Source organism: Bauldia sp. (assembly GCF_020442045.1).
Lineage (GTDB): Bacteria > Pseudomonadota > Alphaproteobacteria > Rhizobiales > Kaistiaceae > Bauldia.
The window spans coordinates 1-19,671 of record NZ_JAGRLA010000109.1; the positions used below are offsets into that span (position 1 = coordinate 1).

Sequence of the window (19,671 nt, forward strand, 5' to 3'; positions counted from 1 at the left end):
AAGCGTTTCGCGCTTCCTGATCTCGGGGTAGTCGCGACGGTCGTCAATTTCGACGTGGTTCGGTTTTCGGATTTGGATGGCGGCGAGGAGTCACCGGCAGAGAAGGTCTACTTCCCTAATCCAAACGGCGGCGGCATCTCCAGGATAGCTGAGGATGCGGTGTCGCCATGGATTTTCGTGTTCGGTAGCACCTACGACTATAGCGTCAAGCTGAAGAAGGACGATGACAGCTGGAGCGTCGAGGAGGTGGTGCGCTTACCGAGCCACTATAATCGTGTATGTGGCGTGTTCGAAGCGCAATGTTCGCGCCAGGAGGGGCAATATAGCCCTCTGTTGAGGCGCGCCTTCCTTTGGGGTTACCCCGAGTCTTGGTTTCCATCGATCGAACGGTTCATTGGCAACCTGCCGGAGACGCTCGAAGTCTCCGCCGGCATGACGAAACAGCTCACCGACGCGGATGGTGAACCGCTCACCTACCGCGGTGACGCGCCAACGCTGGGCGCGGTGATGCTTATGGATCGCCAACGGTGGCCGCACGTCTACGACGGCGAGACGATCCTCCGAGCAAGGAGTGATCGACCCGGCCAGGACAGCTTGTTCGCATGGGCGCTAGCGGACAAACCCCAACTCGACCGCGTCGAGCTTCAGACGCAGCGCGGCTCGTACCAGATCACCAGGGATGGGCGGCTGATCCCAATCGACGTTCCGGCCAAACTCGCGCACGACTTTCCGCTACCGCGGTTTCAGGTTTCGATCGACGGGCGACCGGAAGTCTGGATTGCGGAGGACCATGAGATCTATTTCCAGACCGAATCCGAAATAACGCGGGTGTTCGACCTTCCTCCGGGTCAGAAGGTCAAGGACGTCTCGCTGGATCCGGGAAGGCAAGCTGTCGTCCTTCGCATCGAGGATGACGCGGACGAGAAGCTTCATCGCGAAGTCTCGATCCAGCTTCGGGATGGTGCTCCCGCCGCCTGTCGCCCGATCGACGCCTCCGGCGTCGCGCTTCTCGAATAGTTCTGTGGCCGCTCCCAGGAGTAGAACGGGGTGAGTCGCAGCACCCAGGCAACCCTATTCGCCCCGCTCCTTCCGCAGCTTAGCCCAATAGTCGAGGCGCTTGCGGACCTCGCGCTCGAAGCCGCGTTCCGGCGGGTCGTAGAAGCTCTGGCGGCCGAGCTCCTCCGGAAAATAGTCCTGCCCCGAGAAGGCGTCCGGCTCGTCGTGGTCGTAGCGGTAGCCCGAGCCGTAGCCCTCGCCCTTCATCAGCTTGGTCGGTGCGTTGAGGATGATCTTCGGCGGGGTCAGCGAGCCGCGTTCCTTGGCGACGCGGGTGGCATCCTTGAAGGCGGTGTAGACGGCGTTCGATTTCGGCGCGGTGGCGAGATAGACGGTCGCCTCGGCGAGCGCCAGCTCCCCCTCCGGCGAGCCGAGATAGTCGTAGGCGTCCTTGGCGGCGAGCGCGACAGTGAGCGCCCGCGGGTCGGCGAGGCCGATATCCTCCATCGCCATCCTGACCAGCCGGCGGCCGATATAGAGCGGCTGCTCGCCGGCATCGAGCATCCGCGCGAGGTAGTAGAGCGCGGCGTCCGGGTCCGATCCCCTGACCGACTTGTGGAGCGCCGAGATCAGGTTGTAGTGGCCGTCCTGGCTCTTGTCGTAGAGCGGCGCCCGTCGCTGCACCACCTTCTGCAACGTCGCCGGATCGAAGACCTCGTCCGGCCCCGCCGCGCGCCACACCTCCTCCGCGAGCGTCAGCAGCGCCCGTCCGTCGCGGTCGGCCATGCCGATCAGCATCGCCCGCGCATCGGCGTCGAGCGGGAGCGGCTTGCCCTCCACCTCTTCCGCCCGGTCGAGGAGCTGCGCCAGCGCCTCCTCGTCGAGCGGCTGGAAGACCAGAACCAGCGATCGCGACAGCAGCGCCGCGTTCAGCTCGAAGGACGGATTCTCGGTCGTGGCGCCGACCAGCGTCACGGTTCCGTCCTCCATCACCGGCAGGAAGGAATCCTGCTGGGCACGGTTGAATCGGTGTATCTCATCGACGAACAGAAGGGTGCCCTTGCCCGTCTCATGCCGCGCCCGGGCCGTCTCGAAGCATCTCTTGAGGTCGCCCACACCGGAGAAAACCGCTGAAATCTGCTCGAACTGGAGGTCGGTTTCTCGTGCCAGCAGCCGCGCAACGGTGGTCTTTCCGGTCCCGGGCGGACCCCAAAAGACGAGCGATCCCAAGGAGTTGGTCCTGAGCATCCGGGTCAATGCGCCATCCGGTCCGAGCAGGTGCTCCTGCCCGACCACGTCGGCCAGCTTCTCCGGTCTCAACCGGTCGGCGAGCGGCCTCGGCGCCCCCCGCTCGAGCCCCGCCGCCTGGAAAAGCGTCGATGCTGTCATGCCGCCCCATTCTCCAAGGAAATCAACCTCCTAGCCGCGAAACCGGGTGCGGATCTTCCGCCCGTTTCGCTCGATGGTGATGTCCCAGACACGCAGCCGTTCCGCGCACGCAGCGGCGAGCGTCCGGGTCGCATCGATCGGCACCCCATTAACCTCGATCACCACATCCCCGGCCGCAAGACCGGCTTCCTCGGCGGCCGAGCCGGCCATGACCTTTTCAACGATCACGCCGTCCGTGTCACCGTCATAGGCGAGCTCCTCCGCCACCGCCGGCGAAAGATTGACGACCCGCGCGCCCGCGAGCGGCGACACCCCGTCGATCTCGATCTCATCCCTCGGCACCGTCTCCGGTGCCCCCTCGAGCGCCAGCGTCGCCGCATATTGCTTGCCGTCGCGAAGGACCCCGATCCGCGCGGAAGCGCCTATCCCCTTGGTTGCCAGGCGATAGGTGAAGGTCGACGGATCGTCGACCGGCACGTCGTCGACCGACAGAACCAGATCCCCGGTCGTCAGGCCGGCCCGCGCCCCCGGACTGCCCTTCCGGACATCGACAACCAGCGCGCCGCGCGGCCGCGACAGCCCCAGCCCTTCCGCGATGTCCGGCGTCACGGCCTGGAAGCGCACGCCGATCCACGGCATACGGACATGGTCGCCCGACTCCGCCGACTGCGCGACCACCCGCACCATGTTGGAGGGGATGGCGAAGCCGATACCGCTGGAATCCCCGGTTCGCGAGAAGATGGCCGTGTTGATGCCGACCAGCCCGCCATTCATGTCGATCAGCGCGCCGCCGGAATTGCCCGGATTGATCGCGGCGTCGGTCTGGATGAAGAACTGGTAGTCCGAGATACCCACCTTCGTCCGGGCGAGCGCTGAGACAATGCCGCTCGTCACGGTCTGTCCGACCCCGAAAGGATCGCCGATCGCCAGGACGAGGTCACCGACCTCGAGGTCGTCGGAATCGGCAAAGTCGAGAGAGGGGAAGTCGCCCTCGCCATCCCTGATCTTCAGGACGGCGAGGTCGGTCCGTTCATCATCGAGAACGACGTCGCAATCGAACTCGCGCCGGTCGGAAAGCGCCACCTTGATCTCGCTCGCCTGGGCGATGACGTGGTGGTTGGTGACGATCATCCCGGACGGATCGATGATCACACCCGAGCCGAGGGAGCGCTGTACCCGTTGGGTCGGCCCCAAGGCCGGACCGCCGAAGAACCGCTGGAAGAACGGATCGGAGAAATACGGTGACTGTCGGACGACCCGCGAGGCATAGACGTTGACGACCGCCGGCGCGACCCGCTTCACGATAGGCGCAAAGGACAGCTTGATTTCCGCCGCCGTCTCAGGGACCTGCCGATCCCGCGCCCCTGCCGGACATGCTGAAGACACGGCCAACACCGCCGCCGCCGCGATCATGCCCCTCCGAAATGCAAGTCCCTTCATCGCGCACCATTTTCCCGTTGCGACGTCGCCTGCTACTTAGGGAATCAACCAACATATGGGCAACGGCGTGACAGCCAAGCAGTTTACACGGAGGAAGGCATGAGCAACCTGGAATCGCGTCTTGATGCGGTGATCGACGAGGCGATCAACGATGATCGGATCGTCGGCACGGTCGTGATGGTGATGAAGGGTGGCGGCATCGCCTACCAGCGCGCCGCCGGGTTCGCCGATCGCGAGGCTGGCCGCAGGATGACCGCGGATACGATCTTCCGCCTGGCGTCGGTGACCAAACCGCTCGTCGCCGCAACGGCCCTTGCCATGATCGAGCGCGGCATCCTCGGGCTCGACCGGAACATCACGGAATGGCTGCCGGGTTTCGAGCCGCGACTGCTCGACGGCTACACCCCCGAAATCACCATCCGGCATCTGCTGACACATACGGCGGGATTCGGCTATCCGACGCCGGAGCCGGACGATCCCTATGTCGAGGAAGGGATTCCGGCCGGTCTCGAGGATCTCGGCATGAGCATGGAAGAGAACATCAAGCGGATCGAGACGGTGCCGCTGTTCTTCGCGCCCGGTACCGGCTGGCGCTACGGGGTCAGCCTCGACATCCTCGGCGAGATCGTCGGACGCGCCCATGGCGCCACGCTTGGCGAGGCGGTCGCCCACTACGTCACCGGTCCGCTCGACATGACGGACACCGCCTTTTCGGTCACCGATCCGTCGCGGCTTGCCGCCGCCTATGCCGACGGCAAGACCGGGCCGGTCCTGATGAACGATCTCCACACGGTCGAGGCGGGCCCCGGCAAGGGCATGATGTTTTCGCCCTCCCGCATATTCCGCCCCGACTCGTTTCAGTCGGGAGGCGCCGGCATGGCCGGCACCGCCAGCGATTTCATGCGCTTCCTCGAGGCGATCCGCACCGGCGGGGGAGCGATCCTGGAGGCGGAAACGGTGGATGCGGCGTTGAGCAACCAGGTCGGCGAGATGCGCGAGGACGACGAGCCGGGAGCAGGCTTCGGATATCTGTCGGCGATCGTCACCCACCCGGAGCGCACCGGCATCCCCTACTCGGCCGGCACCGCCCGATGGGGCGGCGTCTACGGCCATAACTGGTTCATGGACCGGGCGGCCGGCATCTCCGCCTTCGACTTCACCAACACGGCCGTCGAGGGCTGCATGGGCGAATTCCCGAAGGACATTACCCGCGCGGTCTACGGTTAGGCGGCCCGATCCGGGGAGCCTGCCGGAAAGCGGTTCCCAGCCAATCAGTTATCACTGAAGGATGAATCGGCACGTGAAGGCGACGCGCGGCCCCGAAACGAAAAAGGGCGGCCGAAGCCGCCCCTGATTCAGTCCGTGAAGCCCACTCGCCTCAGGCCGCCGCCTCGGCGGTGGCCTCTTCGGCCTCGTGACGCGCCCTATCCTCGGCACCCTTGGCCTCGCGATCCCGATCGACGAATTCGATCACCGCGATCGGCGCGCTGTCGCCATAGCGAAAACCGGCCTTCAGGACGCGCGTATAGCCGCCCGGGCGTTCCTTGTAGCGCGGCCCGATGGTCTCGAACAGCTTCTTCACGGTGCCAAGGTCACCCAGCTGGGCGATGGCCTGGCGGCGGGCATGGAGGTCGCCACGCTTGGCCAGCGTGACCAGTTTCTCGACCACCGGCCTCAGGTCCTTCGCCTTTGGCAGGGTGGTGACGATCTGCTCGTGCTGGATCAGCGAAGCCGCCATGTTGGAGAACATCGCCATACGGTGGCTGGACGTCCGATTCAGCTTTCGTCCGGATTTGCGGTGGCGCATGGCGCTCTCCTGATACTCTGCCTGGCGCGGTGTCGCGCTTAATAATGCTCTTCGTAACGCTTGGCCAGCTCGTCGATATTCTCCGGCGGCCAATTGGCGACTTCCATGCCGAGATGGAGCCCCATCTGGGCAAGCACTTCCTTGATCTCGTTCAGCGACTTGCGGCCGAAATTCGGTGTCCGCAACATCTCGCCCTCGGTCTTCTGGATGAGGTCGCCGATATAGACGATATTGTCGTTCTTCAGGCAGTTGGCCGAACGAACCGAAAGCTCGAGCTCGTCGACCTTCTTGAGAAGCGCCGGATTGAACGCCAGCTCCGGAATTGCCGCCTCGGTGGTCTCCTTCTCCGGCTCCTCGAAATTGACGAAGATCGAGAGCTGGTCCTGGAGGATGCGCGCGGCAAACGCGACCGCATCATCGGCCCGCACCGAACCGTCCGTCTCGACGGTGAGAGTCAGCTTGTCGTAGTCCAGCACCTGGCCTTCGCGCGTGTTTTCAATCCGGTAGGAGACCTTCTTGACCGGCGAATAGAGGCTGTCCACCGGGATGAGGCCGATCGGCGCATCCTCCGGCCGGTTGCGGTCGGCGGTGACATAGCCCTTGCCGATGTCGACGGTGAACTCCATCCGGATCTCGGTGCCCTCGTCGAGGGTGCAGAGCACCAGGTCGGGATTCAGGACCTCGATGTCCGATACGGTCTGGATGTCACCCGCGGTGACGACACCCGGCCCCTGCTTGCGAACAACCATCCGCTTCGGGCCTTCGCCCTGCATCTTGATCGCTATTTCCTTGACGTTGAGCACGATGTCGGTGACATCCTCGCGCACGCCGCCAATCGACGAGAATTCATGCAACACGCCGTCGATCTGCACAGCCTTGACCGCGGCGCCCTGAAGCGAGGACAGCAGCACACGGCGAAGGGCATTGCCGAGCGTCAGCCCGAAGCCCCTTTCGAGAGGCTCCGCAACGACGGTGGCAAAGCGTTTGGCGTCGGGCCCAGGAATGATTTCGAGCTTGTTCGGCTTGATCAGCTCTTGCCAGTTCTTTTGGATCACGAGCCTCGTCCTTTCAGTTGTTGCCGCCTCGGAGGGGAAGGCGGAGCAGCGGCTCGATCTACCGGAGCCGCGCGTTCAGAATGATACGTGCGCAGACAGTCCCGTCCCGCAACGCCTAGACGCGACGGCGCTTCCGGGGACGGCAGCCGTTATGGGCGATCGGGGTCACGTCGCGGATCGACGTGATCGTGAAGCCGGAAGACTGCAGCGCGCGCAGCGCGGACTCGCGTCCCGATCCCGGTCCCGACACCTCGACCTCGAGCGTCTTGACGCCATGCTCAGCAGCCTTCCGGCCCGCGTCCTCCGCCGCCATCTGCGCGGCAAAAGGCGTCGATTTCCGGGAGCCCTTGAACCCCATCAGCCCCGCCGACGACCAGGAAATCGCGTTGCCCTGCGCGTCGGTGATGGTGATCATGGTGTTGTTGAAGCTGGAATTCACATGCGCGACGCCGGAAATGATGTTCTTCCGCTCGCGGCGACGTACACGGGTTGCTTCCTTCGCCATTTTCGACCTTTCAAACTTCACCCGCCCAGCGGGCGTTTGTCCTCTTGCCTTGCGGCCATTCCGTCAGGCCGCGCGTCACGCCGGGCAGCCAGATCGGCCCGGCACCGGCGGCACCGTCGTTACCTATTTCTTCTTGCCGGCGATCGGCTTGGCCGGGCCCTTGCGCGTACGGGCATTGGTGTGGGTCCGCTGTCCCCGCACCGGCAGACCGCGACGATGGCGAAGGCCACGGTAGCAACCGAGGTCCATCAGCCGCTTGATGTTCATCGCCACATCGCGGCGAAGATCGCCCTCGACCATGTAGTCACGGTCGATGGTCTCGCGGATCTGCATCACCTCGGCGTCCGTCAGCTCGTTCACCCGGCGGCTCTCGGGAATATTGACCTTGTCAATGACTTCCTTGGCCTTGCTCTGGCCGATGCCGTGGATGTACTGGAGAGCGATCACGACTCGCTTGTTGGTTGGGATATTAACGCCTGCGATACGGGCCACGCTCGCTTCTCCTCTTGCCGACTGTTTCGAAAAACAGTCGAAAAACCAATCACTTCACCGAACCATCCGGACAACACAAAAACCGGCCCCGGTTCACCTTTCACGGGTCAACCGGCGCCGCTTCTCTGAAGAATTCAGAATTCGTGCCGGTAGATAGCCATTCAACGGCTTGACGTCAACTCCAAGCCGCAATTCTCACGCTTCGACCAACGCCTCGAGCTGTTCATCGATCAGCCTCGCGACGTCATCCACGGAACCCATGCCATCGACGGTCACGAGCACCCCCTTCTGCCGGTAGTGCTCGGCGACCGGTGCCGTCTGCTTCCGATAGACCTCAAGCCGGGTCGCGGTCGACTTGTCGTCACCCCTGGTGCCGCCGGTCTCCTTCGCGCGCCCCGCGATCCGCTCGATAAGCTCGGCCTCGTCAACCGTGATCTCGATGATCGCGTCGAGGCCGAGGTCGCGGGCGTCGAGCAACTCATCGAGCGCTTCGGCCTGGGCGACGGTCCGCGGGAAGCCATCGAGGATAAAGCCGTGCACGGTATCCGAATGGCCGATGCGCTCGGCGATGATCTCGATCATCACGTCATCCGGCACCAGTTCACCCCGATCCATGATCGACTTTGCCCTGACGCCGACCGGCGTTCCTTCCGCCGCGGCGGCGCGCAGCATGTCGCCGGTCGAGAGCTGGACGATGCCGTATTTCTCGACCAGTCGCTGTGCCTGGGTCCCCTTCCCCGCGCCCGGCGGCCCCAGCAGTATCAGCCTCATCGCGTCCGTCCCCTGAGCTTCGCCTTCTTCACCAGCCCCTCATACTGATGCGCGAGGAGATGTCCCTGGACTTGCGCCACGGTGTCCATTGTCACGCTGACGACGATCAGCAACGACGTGCCACCGAAATAGAACGGGACGCCGGTGTAGCTGATCAGGAATTCCGGAAGAAGACAGACGGCGATCAGATAGATCGCGCCAAGCACCGTGATCCGGGTCAGCACGTAGTCGATATATTCCGCCGTCTTTGCGCCCGGGCGGATGCCCGGGATGAAGCCGCCGTGCTTCTTGAGATTGTCGGCGGTATCGGTCGGGTTGAAGACGACGGCGGTATAGAAGAAAGCGAAGAAGGCGATCAAGCCGGCGTAAAGCAGCATGTAGAGCGGCTGGCCGTGACCGAGCAGCGCCGTGACGGTGGTCAGCCAGCCCGGCCCCTGGCCGGCCGAGAAGCTGGCGAGCGTGACAGGCAGGAGCAACAGCGACGACGCGAAGATCGGCGGGATAACGCCCGAGGTGTTGAGCTTCAGCGGCAGATGCGATGAATCGCCCTGGAACATCCGGTTGCCGACCTGGCGTTTCGGATACTGGATCAGCAACCGGCGCTGGGCGCGCTCGATGAACACGATGAACGCGATGACCAGCACCGCCATGACGGCGACGGCGAGGATGACGAAGGTCGAAAGCGCCCCTTCGCGACCCAGCTCGAGGGTCCCGGCCAGAGCCCGCGGCAGGTTGGCGACGATGCCGGAGAAGATGATCAGCGAGATGCCGTTGCCGATCCCGCGGCTGGTGATCTGCTCGCCGAGCCACATCAGGAAGATGGTGCCACCGGTCAGCGTCACGACCGTGGTCAGCCGGAAGAACATCCCGGGATCCATGACGATGTTGGTGCCGCCTTCGAGCCCGACGGCAATGCCGTAGGACTGCAGGACGGCGAGGAGGACCGTGCCGTAGCGCGTATACTGGTTGATGACCTTGCGGCCCTGCTCGCCTTCCTTCTTCAGCGCCTCGAGCGTCGGGACGATCGAGGTCAGCAGCTGGATGATGATCGAGGCGGAGATATACGGCATGATGCCGAGCGCGAAGATCGCCATCCGCCCGACGGCGCCGCCGGCGAACATGTTGAACATGCCGAGCAGGCCGCTCGAGTTGGCGTTGAACGCCTGGGCGAGCGCATCCGGGTTGATGCCCGGCAGGGGAATATAGGTCCCGAGGCGGTAGACCAGCAGCGCACCAAGCGTGAACCAGATACGCTTCTTCAGCGCTTCCGCCTTGGCGAAGGCCCCGAAGTTGAGATTGGCCGCGAGTTGTTCTGCCGCCGATGCCATGGGTCGTGTCCTTCCGGGCTAGCCGGCCGTGTCCGCTTCAGCCCCGAGTATCGTCACCGTGCCGCCGGCCTTCTCGACCGCCGCGATCGCCGGCTTGGAGGCGCCCGCGATCTCGAAGGAGACCGCGGCCTTGAGCTCCCCGTTGCCGAGCAGACGGACACCGTCCTTCAGCCGCTTGACGATGCCGGCGGCCTTGAGGGCCTCGACCGTCACCGGCGCCTTGGCGTCGAGCTTGCCGGCGTCGATCGCCTGCTGGACCCGGCCGAGGCCGACTTCGTTATAGTCCTTGGCGAAGATGTTGGTGAAGCCACGCTTCGGCAGACGCCGATGCAGCGGCATCTGGCCGCCCTCGAACCCCTTGATCGCGACACCCGAGCGCGACTTCTGGCCCTTCACGCCACGTCCGCCGGTCTTGCCCTTGCCCGAGCCGATACCGCGGCCGACGCGCACCCGCTTCCTGGTGGCTCCGGCGACGTCGCTGATCTCGTTGAGCTTCATTGTCTACTTTCCTTCGTCAACGACGCGGACGAGGTGGCTGACCTTGGCGATCATGCCCCGCACGGCCGGCGTGTCCTCCAGGACCCTGCGCCGGTGCATCTTGTTGAGGCCGAGGCCCACCAGCGTCGCGCGCTGGTCCTTCGGGCGGCGTATCGGGCTGCCGATCTGCTCGACGGTGACGGTCTTGTCAGCCATGGTCATGTCCTCGAAAAATCTCAGGCTTCCGCCGGCTCGGCATCGACATCGCCGCGCCGGGCCTGGAGCGCCGAGACCTTGATCCCGCGACGGGCGGCTACGCTGCGCGGGCTGTCTTCTTTCTTCAGGGCCTCAAAAGTCGCCCGTACCATGTTGTAAGGATTCGAGGATCCGAACGACTTCGCAACCACGTCCTGAACCCCGAGGGTCTCGAAAACCGCACGCATCGGGCCACCGGCGATGATCCCGGTACCGGCCGGCGCCGCGCGACAGATCACCTTGCCGGCGCCATGGCGGCCGCTCACATCATGGTGAAGCGTCCGTCCCTCGCGCAGCGGCACGCGCAGCATCGTCCGCTTCGCCGATTCAGTGGCCTTGCGGATCGCCTCGGGCACCTCTCGTGCCTTGCCGTGGCCGAAACCGACCCTGCCCTTCTGGTCGCCCACGACGACAAGCGCCGCGAAGCCGAAGCGCCGCCCGCCCTTGACGACCTTGGCTACCCGGTTGATGTGGACAAGCTTGTCGACGAATTCGCTCTCGCGTTCGTCCCTGCTCCGCCTGTCCCGGCTGCGTTCGCGCTCTCGTGCCATATTCGTTCCGTTGGTCCGATATTGTTGTCGAGGTCCGGCGGTTCAAGCCGTCTTCAGAAATTCAGTCCGCCCTCGCGGGCACCGTCGGCCAGCGCCTTCACGCGGCCGTGAAAGAGATAGCGGCCGCGATCGAAGACCACGTCCTTCACGCCGGCGGCAATCGCGCGTTCCGCGACCAGCTTGCCGACCTCGGCCGCCGCCTCGCTATCCGCGCCGGTCTTCAGCTTCGTGCGCAGATCCTTGTCCAGCGTCGAGGCCGCGGCGAGCGTGCGCCCGCCAGCATCATCGATAACCTGGGCATAGATGTGCTTCGACGAGCGAAACACGGAAAGTCGTGATCGGCCATTCGCCGCCGTGCGAATAGCGCGCCTGACGCGGGCGGCACGCCGCTCGGTTTTGTTCTTTGTCATGACGTCGCTCGCTACTTCTTCTTGCCTTCCTTGCGGTGGATGATCTCCTCCGCGTATTTGATGCCCTTGCCCTTGTAAGGCTCCGGCTGGCGATACTGGCGGATCTCGGCCGCAATCTGCCCGACCCGCTGCTTGTCCGAACCGGAAATCACGATCTCGGTCGGCTTCGGCGTCTCGATCTTGATCCCTTGCGGAATCGGATAGTTGACCTCGTGGCTGAAACCGACATTGAGCTGCAGGTTCGACCCCTGAACCGCGGCGCGGTAACCGACGCCGTTGATCTCGAGCCGGCGCTCAAAGCCCTTGGTCACACCCTCGACCAGGTTGGCAACCATGGTGCGCGACAGCCCCCAGGCGGCGCGGGCACGATTGGACGCATCGCGCGGCTTGATCGAGACGAGCCCGTCCTCCATGGCGATATCGACGTCGTCGGTCGCCAGGAACGACAACTCGCCCTTCGGCCCCTTGACCGAGACCTTCTGTCCGTCGATCGAAGCGGTGACCCCCTGGGGGATTTCGACCGCCTTTTTTCCAATTCGCGACATCTTACAAATTCCTGTTTCCGGCCTTCATCAGAAGACGCGGCAGAGCACCTCGCCCCCGACATTCTGTTCGCGGGCATCCGAGTCGGACAGCACGCCCTTCGGCGTGGAGAGAATCGATACCCCGAGACCGCTGGCGACCCGCGGGATCGTACGAACCGACGAATAAACACGCCGGCCCGGCCGCGACACCCGCTCGATCTCGCGGATGACCGGCATGCCGTCATAATATTTCAGCTCGATCCGCAGTTCAGAACGGCCATCTTCCTCGACCGTCGAATAGCCGCGGATATAACCCTCGGACTTCAGCACGTCGAGAACGCTTTCGCGGAGCTTGGATGCCGGGGACGAGACCGACGACTTCTTCCGCATCTGCGCATTGCGGATGCGAGTCAGCATATCGCCGATCGGATCGGATATCGTCATCGCGTTTCGGTCTCCTTACCAGCTCGACTTGACCAGGCCCGGGACCATGCCCTGCGAGCCCAGCTCACGAAGCGCGATGCGCGACATCTTGAGCTTGCGATAATAGCCGCGCGGCCTGCCCGAGACCTCGCAGCGGTTGCGGATGCGCACCGGCGACGAGTTCCGCGGAAGCTCGGCGAGCTTCATGCGCGCCTGGAACCGCTCTTCGAGCGACAGGTTCTCGTCACGCGCGACGCGCTTCAGCTCCGCCCGCTTCTCTGCAAATTGAGCGGCCATCTTGCGCCGCTTCCTGTTTCTCTCGATCGCGCTGGTCTTTGCCATCTTGGCTTATCCTATTGGCGGAACGGAAAGTTGAAGGCCCGCAGCAACGCGCGCGCCTCGTCGTCAGTCTTGGCGGTCGTGCAGACGATCACGTCCATGCCCCAGATCTGATCGACCTCGTCATAGTTGATCTCCGGAAACACGATGTGCTCCTTGATGCCCATCGCGTAGTTGCCGCGACCGTCGAAGCTCTTCGGGTTGAGACCCCGGAAATCCCGGACCCGCGGCAGGGCAACCGTGATCAGCCGGTCGATGAATTCGTACATCCGGTTCTTCCGGAGCGTGACCTTGCCGCCGATCGGCATCCCCTCGCGGAGCTTGAAGGTGGCGATCGACTTCCGCGACCGGGTCACCGCCGGCTTCTGGCCCGCGATCATCGCGAGGTCGCCGAGGGCCGACTGCACCTTCTTGGAATCCGCAACCGCCTCACCGACGCCCATGTTGAGGACGACCTTGTCGACGCGCGGCACCTGAAGCGGATTCTTGTATCCGAACTCCTCGACGAGCTTCGGACGGATCGCCTCGCGGTATTCTGCCTTGAGCCGCGGCTCGTACTGTGCCTCAGCCATCGATCACTTCTCCGGTACGCCTTGCGAAGCGCTCCTTGAACCCGTCCTTGTTGACCCGGAACCCGACCTTGGTCGGCTTCCCGTCGCCGGGCGCGGTGAGCGCGATATTGGACATATGGATCGGCATCTCCTTCGCGATGATGCCGCCCTGCGTATTCGCGGTCTGCCGCTGATGGCGCCGCGCGACGTTCACGCCGCGGACCACCGCGCGGTTCTCGGCCGGAATGACACGCACGACCTCGCCGGTCCTGCCCTTGTCCTTGCCGGCGATGACGACGACCGTATCGCCCTTCTTGATCCTGGCAGCCATCACAGCACCTCCGGTGCCAGCGAAACGATCTTCATGTGGTTGCGCGCGCGCAGCTCGCGCGGCACCGGCCCGAAGATACGGGTGCCGACCGGCTCGGACTGGTTGTTGATCAGCACGGCCGCATTGCGATCGAAGCGGATGACGCTGCCGTCGACGCGGCGGATATCCTTGGCGGTCCGTACCACCACGGCCTTCATCACATCGCCCTTCTTGACGCGGCCGCGCGGCGTCGCCTCCTTGACCGAGACGACGATGATGTCGCCAACGGAGGCGTATTTCCGCTTCGAGCCGCCAAGCACCTTGATGCACATCACCCGGCGAGCTCCCGAGTTATCCGCGACGTCAAGGTTGGTCTGCATCTGTATCATTGTCTTACCGGCGCAGGCCGTCCCCTATTCCGCCTCGGCGGCGGCGCCCTGCACCACCACCCAGCGTTTGTTCTTCGATATCGGCGCCGATTCCTGGATCATCACCACATCGCCGACCTTGAACGCGTTTTCCGCGTCATGGGCCTGATAGCGCTTCGACCGGCGGACGGTCTTCTTGAACAGCGGATGCGTGAAGCGCCGCTCAACGCGCACGACGATCGTCTTGTCGTTCTTGTCGCTGACGACGGTGCCTTGGAGGACACGTTTCGGCATGGTTTGCTTCTCTAGCCTTTGTTCTTGGCCGCGGTTTCGGCACCGATGGTCTGAAGCCGCGCGATGTCGCGGCGGACCTGGCGAACCCGCGAGGTGTTCTCAAGCTGACCGGTCGCCCGCTGAAAGCGCAGGTTGAACTGCTCCTTCTTGAGCTTGGTCAGTTCATCGGCAATCTGATCTTCGGTCAGCAGCCGTACTTCGGACGCCTTCATCGCCTTGTCCCCTTCGTCACTCGGCCACGCGCTGCACGAACCGGGTACGGATCGGCAACTTGGCCGCACCCAGGCGGAGCGCTTCCTTGGCGAGCTCCGGCGCCACGCCGTCGACCTCGAACATGATCCGGCCCGGCTTCACGCGGCACACCCAGAGCTCCGGCGTGCCCTTGCCCTTGCCCATGCGGACCTCGGTCGGCTTCTTCGACACCGGCACGTCCGGGAAGACGCGGATCCAGATGCGCCCGGCGCGCTTCATGTGGCGCGTAATCGCACGACGAGCCGCCTCGATCTGCCGCGCGGTCACCCGCTCGGGCTCCAGCGCCTTGATCCCGAAGGAACCAAAGGTCAAATCGGCGCCAGAAGTCGCCTTGCCGTGAATCCGGCCCTTGTGCTGCTTGCGAAACTTGGTTCGTTTTGGCTGAAGCATCTGACGGTTACCCTATGAATTACGCCACCGGCTCGCGGCGCCGGCTGGTCTGCTGCTCCGCGCCCTCGGTCTGGCGGCGCTCGGACGCCATCGGATCGTGCTCCATGATCTCGCCCTTGAAGATCCAGACCTTGACGCCGCAGGTGCCGTAGGCGGTGTGCGCGGTGGCAACGCCGAAGTCGATATCGGCGCGCAGCGTATGCAGCGGCACCCGCCCCTCGCGATACCACTCCATCCGGGCGATCTCCGCGCCGCCGAGACGGCCGCCGCAGGAAATCCGGATGCCTTCGGCGCCAAGCCGCATCGCCGACTGGACGGCGCGCTTCATCGCCCGGCGGAACGCGACACGGCGCTCGAGCTGCTGGGCGATCGACTGGGCGACCAGGGTCGCGTCGATCTCGGGCTTGCGGACCTCGACGATATTGATGTGGACGTCGGAATCGGTGAGCTCGGCGACCTTCTTGCGAAGCCTCTCGATATCGGCGCCCTTCTTGCCGATAACGATGCCGGGACGGGCCGAGTGGATCGTCACGCGGCACTTCTTGTGCGGACGCTCGACGACGACCTTCGAAACGGCGGCCTGCTTCAGTTCCTTCATCAGCATTTCCCGGACCTGCATGTCCTCATGCAGGAGCTGCCCGTATTCGCCCTTGTTGGCGAACCAGCGCGAATCCCAGGTGCGGTTGATGCCGAGACGCAGCCCGATCGGATTGACCTTGTGACCCATCAGGCGGACTCCTCGACTTCACGAACGACGATTGTGAGATTGGAGAAGCGCTTCCGGATCCGCCCGACGCGGCCACGGCCACGCGGCGTCCAGCGCTTCATCACCAGCGCCGGCCCGACATGGGCCTCGGCGACGACCAGCGAGTCGACGTCGAGCTGATGGTTGTTCTCCGCATTGGCGATCGCCGACTCGAGCGTCTTCTTCACGTCACCGGCGATCCGCTTGCGGCTGAAGGTGAGATCGGCCAGCGCGGCCGAGACCTTCTTGCCGCGGATCATCCCGGCGACGAGATTCAGCTTCTGGGCCGAAATCCGCATCATCCGCGCCTTGGCGAATGCCTCGTTGTCGGCGAGGACGCGTTCGCGTCTTGCCTTGCCCATCAGCCCCTCCTCGCCTTCTTGTCGGCGGCATGGCCGTGATAGGTCCGCGTCGGCGCGAATTCACCGAACTTGTGACCGACCATGTCCTCGGAGACGAGCACGGGAACGTGCTTGTTGCCGTTGTGGACGCCAAACGTCAGACCGACGAACTGCGGCAGGATCGTCGAGCGCCGGCTCCAGATCTTGATGACCTCGCCCTGACGCGCCTTGTCGGCTTTCTTCAACAGAAAGCCGTCGACGAACGGACCTTTCCAAACTGAACGAGCCACTTAGAGCCTCTTCCTATCTGCCCTTGCGCGCATGACGGCTGCGCGCAATGAATTTGTCCGTGCGCTTGTTATTGCGCGTCTTCTTGCCTTTGGTCGGCACGCCCCAGGGCGAAACCGGATGACGGCCGCCCGAGGTCCGGCCCTCGCCACCGCCGTGCGGATGGTCGACCGGGTTCATCACCACGCCGCGGACGCCGGGCTTCTTGCCCAGCCAGCGGTTGCGGCCGGCCTTGCCGATGTTGATGTTGCTGTGGTCGGGATTGGACACCGCACCGACCGTGGCGAAGCAATTCTGGTTGACCAGCCGCTGCTCCCCCGAATTCAGCCGAAGGATCGCATAGCCCTGGTCGCGGCCCACATACTGGGCATAGGCCCCGGCGGAGCGCGCGATCTGGCCGCCCGCGCCGAGCTTCATCTCGACGTTGTGGACGATGGTGCCGACCGGCATCGCGGCGAGCGGCATCGCATTGCCCGGCTTCACGTCGGCCTGGGCGGAGGCGATCACCTTGTCCCCCGGCCCAAGGCGCTGCGGCGCCAGGATGTAGCTGAGCTCGCCGTCGTCGTAGCGGATCAGCGCGATGAACGCGGTCCGGTTCGGATCATACTCGATCCGCTCGACCGTGCCCTGCACATCCAGCTTCCGGCGCTTGAAATCGATCCGGCGATAGGCGCGCTTGTGGCCGCCGCCACGCCAGCGGACGGTGATCCGACCGTAGTTGTTGCGGCCGCCCGAGGAATGCTTGCCCTCGACGAGACCCTTGACCGGCTTGCCCTTGTAGAGCTCGGAACGGTCGACGATCACGAGCTGGCGCTGGCTCGGCGATGTCGGATTGTATTTCTTGAGTGCCATCGGACTCGCCTCACAAACCGGTGGTTACGTCGATGGTGTTACCCTCCGCAAGGGTCACCACGGCGCGCTTGCTGTCGCTCTGACGGCCCGCAACACCGCGGAAGCGCTTGTTCTTTCCCTTCCGGACCAGGGTGTTGACGGCCGTTACCTTGACCTTGAACAGCGTCTCGACGGCTTCCTTGATCTGCGGCTTGGTCGCATCGCGCGCCACCAGGAACACCAGCTTGTTGTGTTCCGAAGCCGCGGTGGACTTTTCGGTGATCACCGGACTGCGGATCACGTCATAGTGGCCGAGCGTGCTCATTTGAATCGCTCCGTCAGTGCTTCGACGGCAGCCTTGGTCAGAACAAGCGTGTCACGTCGCATGATGTCGAAGACGTTGATGCCCTGGATCGGCAGAACGTCGATCTGCGGGATGTTCCTCGCAGCGAGCTGGAAATTGGCCTCCACCGCCGCGCCATCGACGATCAGAGCATTTGACAGGCCGAGGCCGGCGAGCTGCGCCGCAAGGGCCTTGGTCTTCGGCTCCGCCATCGTCGCCTCGGAGAGGACGATGAGCTTCTCGCCCCGCACCTTGTCCGAAAGGGCATGCTTCAGCGCCAGGGCACGGACCCGCTTGGGCAGATCATGCGCATGGCTGCGCGGCTCGGGCCCGAACGCCTTGCCGCCGCCGCGGAACTGCGGGGCCGCCTTGTTGCCATGACGGGCGCGACCGGTGCCCTTCTGCTTGTAGGCCTTGGCCGAGGTCATGCGGATTTCGCCGCGCTTCTTGCTCTTGTGCGTACCGGCCTGCCGCTTGGCAAGCTGCCAGCGCACCATCCGCTGCAGGATGTCGGCGCGCGGCTCCAGCCCGAAGATGTCCTCGGGAAGGGCGACGGATTCGCCAGCCTTACCGTCGAGCGTGGTTACGTTGATATCCATCACTCGGCTTCCTTCGTCTCGGCCTCGGGCGCCGCTTCAGCGCTCTCGACAACCGCTTCGACCGCAGGCTCGGCCGCGGTTTCGACGGCCCCGCCATTCGCCTTGAAGGCGCCGGGCTTCGGCGCCGCATCCGGCAGCGGACGCTTCACCGCGTCGCTGACCAGGATCCAGCCGCCCTTGGCGCCGGGAACCGCTCCCTCGACAAGGATCAGGCCGCGCTCGACGTCGGTCGTCACGATCTTGAGGTTCTGGGTGGTCACGCGGACATTGCCCATGTGACCGGCCATCTTCTTGCCCTTGAACACCTTGCCGGGGTCCTGGCGCTGGCCGGTCGAGCCATGCGAACGGTGACTGATCGAGTTGCCGTGCGTCGCGCGGCCGCCACCGAAATTGTGGCGCTTGATGACGCCCTGGAACCCCTTGCCGTGGGAGGTCCCGGTGACGTCGACGAACTGGCCGGCGACGAAATGATCGGCGGTCAGCTCGGCGCCGACCTCGATGAGGTTCTCGGGGCTCACCCGGAACTCCGCCATCTTCCGTTTCGGCTCCACCGAGGCCTTGGCAAAATGGCCGCGAAGCGCCCGCGGCGTGTTCTTGACCTTGCGCAAGCCGACACCAAGCTGCAGCGCGGTGTAGCCGTTCTTTTCTTCAGTCCTCTGCGCAACGACCTGGCAATCGTCGAGCTTCAGCACCGTCACCGGTACCTGCTCGCCCGCCTCTGTAAAGACGCGGGTCATGCCGATCTTCTGCGCGATCACTCCCGAACGCATAGCATTCGCCCTTTAGAGCTTGATCTCGACATCGACGCCGGCAGCCAGATCGAGCTTCATCAAAGCATCGACGGTCTGGGGTGTCGGATCGACAATGTCGAGAAGCCGCTTGTGAGTCCGCATTTCGAATTGTTCGCGGCTCTTCTTGTCGATGTGCGGCGACCGGTTGACCGTGAACTTCTCGATTCGCGTCGGCAGCGGGACCGGCCCGCGCACGCGCGCGCCGGTTCGCTTGGCAGTGTTGACGATCTCACGGGTCGACGCATCGAGGATCCGATGGTCGAAGGCCTTGAGCCGAATGCGGATGTTCTGGCCGTTCATGGATATTCAGAAGACAGAGAGACCCGGTCCGACGCCAACAAAAGCGGCAGCTTCCCGTAACCTCAGACCTGTCCCTCTCTCCTCTTGTCTTAGCTGTTTGCCGGTCGGCTTGCTTACTTCACGATCTCGGAAACGACGCCCGAGCCGACGGTGCGACCACCTTCGCGGATAGCGAAGCGCAGACGCTCTTCCATCGCGATCGGAACGATCAGCTCGACCTCGATCGACACGTTGTCACCCGGCATCACCATCTCGGTGCCCTCGGGAAGCTTCACGACACCGGTCACGTCCGTCGTCCGGAAGTAGAACTGCGGACGGTAGTTGGTGAAGAACGGCGTGTGACGACCACCCTCTTCCTTGGTGAGGATGTAGGCCTCGGCCTTGAAGTTGGTGTGCGGAGTGACCGAACCGGGCTTGCACAGCACCTGGCCGCGCTCGACGCCCTCGCGATCGACACCGCGCAGAAGCGCGCCGATATTGTCGCCGGCCTGGCCCTGGTCGAGCAG

The 19,671-nt window shown here is 64.3% G+C and carries 32 protein-coding genes; 2 read left to right on the plus strand and 30 right to left on the minus strand.

Annotated features, from left to right (window positions below; translation table 11 throughout):
• Positions 1–1,017, plus strand: a 1,017-nt coding sequence (locus KDJ86_RS12415; RefSeq protein ID WP_291746108.1) for a hypothetical protein, incomplete at its 5' end; no start/stop codon positions are given.
• A 54-nt stretch (positions 1,018–1,071) separates the two neighbouring features.
• On the opposite strand, the gene KDJ86_RS12420 is transcribed toward KDJ86_RS12415, so the two are convergent.
• Complete coding sequence (locus tag KDJ86_RS12420; RefSeq protein ID WP_291746111.1) at positions 1,072–2,385, minus strand: replication-associated recombination protein A; 1,314 nt, start codon at positions 2,383–2,385, stop codon at positions 1,072–1,074.
• Positions 2,386–2,415: 30 nt separating this feature from the next.
• Entirely contained in the window at positions 2,416–3,825 is a 1,410-nt protein-coding gene (locus KDJ86_RS12425; RefSeq protein ID WP_367116798.1) for a Do family serine endopeptidase, read from the minus strand.
• 99 nt (positions 3,826–3,924) lie between these two features.
• Here KDJ86_RS12425 and KDJ86_RS12430 point away from each other — a divergent pair, with 99 nt between their 5' ends.
• Entirely contained in the window at positions 3,925–5,052 is a 1,128-nt protein-coding gene (locus KDJ86_RS12430) for a serine hydrolase domain-containing protein (RefSeq protein WP_291746115.1), read from the plus strand.
• 151 nt (positions 5,053–5,203) lie between these two features.
• Here KDJ86_RS12430 and rplQ read toward each other — a convergent pair whose 3' ends face one another.
• The 28 genes from rplQ to KDJ86_RS12570 all read right to left on the minus strand — a co-directional run.
• Complete coding sequence (rplQ, locus tag KDJ86_RS12435; RefSeq protein WP_291746119.1) at positions 5,204–5,632, minus strand: 50S ribosomal protein L17; 429 nt, start codon at positions 5,630–5,632, stop codon at positions 5,204–5,206.
• Between the two features lie 38 nt (positions 5,633–5,670).
• Positions 5,671–6,687 carry a DNA-directed RNA polymerase subunit alpha gene (locus KDJ86_RS12440; protein WP_291746122.1) on the minus strand — a complete coding sequence of 339 codons (1,017 nt, stop codon included), beginning with the start codon at positions 6,685–6,687 and terminating at the stop codon, positions 5,671–5,673.
• Positions 6,688–6,802: 115 nt separating this feature from the next.
• Positions 6,803–7,192, minus strand: coding sequence for a 30S ribosomal protein S11 (gene rpsK / locus KDJ86_RS12445; RefSeq protein ID WP_291746125.1), 390 nt, complete (start codon positions 7,190–7,192; stop codon positions 6,803–6,805).
• Between the two features lie 123 nt (positions 7,193–7,315).
• Positions 7,316–7,684, minus strand: coding sequence for a 30S ribosomal protein S13 (rpsM, locus tag KDJ86_RS12450; RefSeq protein WP_291746127.1), 369 nt, complete (start codon positions 7,682–7,684; stop codon positions 7,316–7,318).
• 195 nt (positions 7,685–7,879) lie between these two features.
• A complete protein-coding gene (locus tag KDJ86_RS12455; RefSeq protein ID WP_291746130.1) occupies positions 7,880–8,455 on the minus strand; it encodes an adenylate kinase in 576 nt (191 codons plus the stop codon).
• Positions 8,452–9,783, minus strand: a complete 1,332-nt coding sequence (gene secY / locus KDJ86_RS12460; protein WP_291746132.1) for a preprotein translocase subunit SecY — start codon at positions 9,781–9,783, stop codon at positions 8,452–8,454. Before secY ends, KDJ86_RS12455 begins: the two co-directional genes overlap by 4 nt.
• A gap of 18 nt (positions 9,784–9,801) precedes the next feature.
• Positions 9,802–10,281: a 50S ribosomal protein L15 gene (rplO, locus tag KDJ86_RS12465; protein WP_291746134.1), complete on the minus strand. Its 480-nt coding sequence runs from the start codon at positions 10,279–10,281 to the stop codon at positions 9,802–9,804.
• Between the two features lie 3 nt (positions 10,282–10,284).
• Entirely contained in the window at positions 10,285–10,482 is a 198-nt protein-coding gene (rpmD, locus tag KDJ86_RS12470) for a 50S ribosomal protein L30 (RefSeq protein ID WP_521085288.1), read from the minus strand.
• Positions 10,483–10,496: 14 nt separating this feature from the next.
• Positions 10,497–11,066, minus strand: coding sequence for a 30S ribosomal protein S5 (gene rpsE / locus KDJ86_RS12475; RefSeq protein WP_291746136.1), 570 nt, complete (start codon positions 11,064–11,066; stop codon positions 10,497–10,499).
• 53 nt (positions 11,067–11,119) lie between these two features.
• Positions 11,120–11,476 (minus strand): 50S ribosomal protein L18, encoded by a 357-nt coding sequence (rplR, locus tag KDJ86_RS12480; protein WP_291746139.1) that lies wholly within the window; start codon positions 11,474–11,476, stop codon positions 11,120–11,122.
• An 11-nt stretch (positions 11,477–11,487) separates the two neighbouring features.
• Entirely contained in the window at positions 11,488–12,021 is a 534-nt protein-coding gene (gene rplF / locus KDJ86_RS12485) for a 50S ribosomal protein L6 (protein ID WP_291746141.1), read from the minus strand.
• Positions 12,022–12,048: 27 nt separating this feature from the next.
• A complete protein-coding gene (gene rpsH, locus KDJ86_RS12490) occupies positions 12,049–12,444 on the minus strand; it encodes a 30S ribosomal protein S8 (RefSeq protein ID WP_291746143.1) in 396 nt (131 codons plus the stop codon).
• A gap of 15 nt (positions 12,445–12,459) precedes the next feature.
• A complete protein-coding gene (gene rpsN, locus KDJ86_RS12495; protein WP_291746146.1) occupies positions 12,460–12,765 on the minus strand; it encodes a 30S ribosomal protein S14 in 306 nt (101 codons plus the stop codon).
• Between the two features lie 11 nt (positions 12,766–12,776).
• Positions 12,777–13,334 (minus strand): 50S ribosomal protein L5, encoded by a 558-nt coding sequence (gene rplE, locus KDJ86_RS12500; RefSeq protein WP_291746149.1) that lies wholly within the window; start codon positions 13,332–13,334, stop codon positions 12,777–12,779.
• On the minus strand, positions 13,327–13,644 hold the full coding sequence (gene rplX, locus KDJ86_RS12505; RefSeq protein WP_291746151.1) for a 50S ribosomal protein L24: 318 nt from the start codon (positions 13,642–13,644) through the stop codon (positions 13,327–13,329). Before rplX ends, rplE begins: the two co-directional genes overlap by 8 nt.
• Positions 13,644–14,012 carry a 50S ribosomal protein L14 gene (gene rplN / locus KDJ86_RS12510; protein WP_291746152.1) on the minus strand — a complete coding sequence of 123 codons (369 nt, stop codon included), beginning with the start codon at positions 14,010–14,012 and terminating at the stop codon, positions 13,644–13,646. Before rplN ends, rplX begins: the two co-directional genes overlap by 1 nt.
• 24 nt (positions 14,013–14,036) lie before the next feature.
• Positions 14,037–14,285: a 30S ribosomal protein S17 gene (gene rpsQ / locus KDJ86_RS12515; RefSeq protein ID WP_291746155.1), complete on the minus strand. Its 249-nt coding sequence runs from the start codon at positions 14,283–14,285 to the stop codon at positions 14,037–14,039.
• A gap of 11 nt (positions 14,286–14,296) precedes the next feature.
• Complete coding sequence (gene rpmC, locus KDJ86_RS12520; RefSeq protein ID WP_291746158.1) at positions 14,297–14,497, minus strand: 50S ribosomal protein L29; 201 nt, start codon at positions 14,495–14,497, stop codon at positions 14,297–14,299.
• A gap of 16 nt (positions 14,498–14,513) precedes the next feature.
• Complete coding sequence (gene rplP / locus KDJ86_RS12525; RefSeq protein WP_090875617.1) at positions 14,514–14,927, minus strand: 50S ribosomal protein L16; 414 nt, start codon at positions 14,925–14,927, stop codon at positions 14,514–14,516.
• A gap of 19 nt (positions 14,928–14,946) precedes the next feature.
• The gene (gene rpsC / locus KDJ86_RS12530; RefSeq protein ID WP_291746165.1) at positions 14,947–15,654 is read right to left on the minus strand and encodes a 30S ribosomal protein S3; all 708 of its coding nucleotides are present in this window, start codon (positions 15,652–15,654) and stop codon (positions 14,947–14,949) included.
• Complete coding sequence (gene rplV, locus KDJ86_RS12535; protein ID WP_291746167.1) at positions 15,654–16,034, minus strand: 50S ribosomal protein L22; 381 nt, start codon at positions 16,032–16,034, stop codon at positions 15,654–15,656. Before rplV ends, rpsC begins: the two co-directional genes overlap by 1 nt.
• Positions 16,034–16,303 carry a 30S ribosomal protein S19 gene (gene rpsS / locus KDJ86_RS12540; RefSeq protein ID WP_291746169.1) on the minus strand — a complete coding sequence of 90 codons (270 nt, stop codon included), beginning with the start codon at positions 16,301–16,303 and terminating at the stop codon, positions 16,034–16,036. The genes rplV and rpsS overlap by 1 nt, the downstream gene beginning before the upstream one ends.
• Positions 16,304–16,316: 13 nt before the next feature.
• Positions 16,317–17,153 (minus strand): 50S ribosomal protein L2, encoded by an 837-nt coding sequence (rplB, locus tag KDJ86_RS12545; RefSeq protein WP_291746172.1) that lies wholly within the window; start codon positions 17,151–17,153, stop codon positions 16,317–16,319.
• Positions 17,154–17,163: 10 nt separating this feature from the next.
• Complete coding sequence (locus tag KDJ86_RS12550) at positions 17,164–17,457, minus strand: 50S ribosomal protein L23 (protein WP_291746175.1); 294 nt, start codon at positions 17,455–17,457, stop codon at positions 17,164–17,166.
• Positions 17,454–18,074: a 50S ribosomal protein L4 gene (gene rplD / locus KDJ86_RS12555; RefSeq protein ID WP_291746178.1), complete on the minus strand. Its 621-nt coding sequence runs from the start codon at positions 18,072–18,074 to the stop codon at positions 17,454–17,456. The genes KDJ86_RS12550 and rplD overlap by 4 nt, the downstream gene beginning before the upstream one ends.
• Entirely contained in the window at positions 18,074–18,844 is a 771-nt protein-coding gene (rplC, locus tag KDJ86_RS12560; RefSeq protein ID WP_291746181.1) for a 50S ribosomal protein L3, read from the minus strand. The genes rplD and rplC overlap by 1 nt, the downstream gene beginning before the upstream one ends.
• A gap of 12 nt (positions 18,845–18,856) precedes the next feature.
• The gene (gene rpsJ, locus KDJ86_RS12565) at positions 18,857–19,165 is read right to left on the minus strand and encodes a 30S ribosomal protein S10 (RefSeq protein WP_090875625.1); all 309 of its coding nucleotides are present in this window, start codon (positions 19,163–19,165) and stop codon (positions 18,857–18,859) included.
• A gap of 113 nt (positions 19,166–19,278) precedes the next feature.
• On the minus strand, positions 19,279–19,671 hold a 393-nt coding region (locus tag KDJ86_RS12570; RefSeq protein WP_291746184.1), incomplete at its 5' end, for an EF-Tu C-terminal domain-related protein.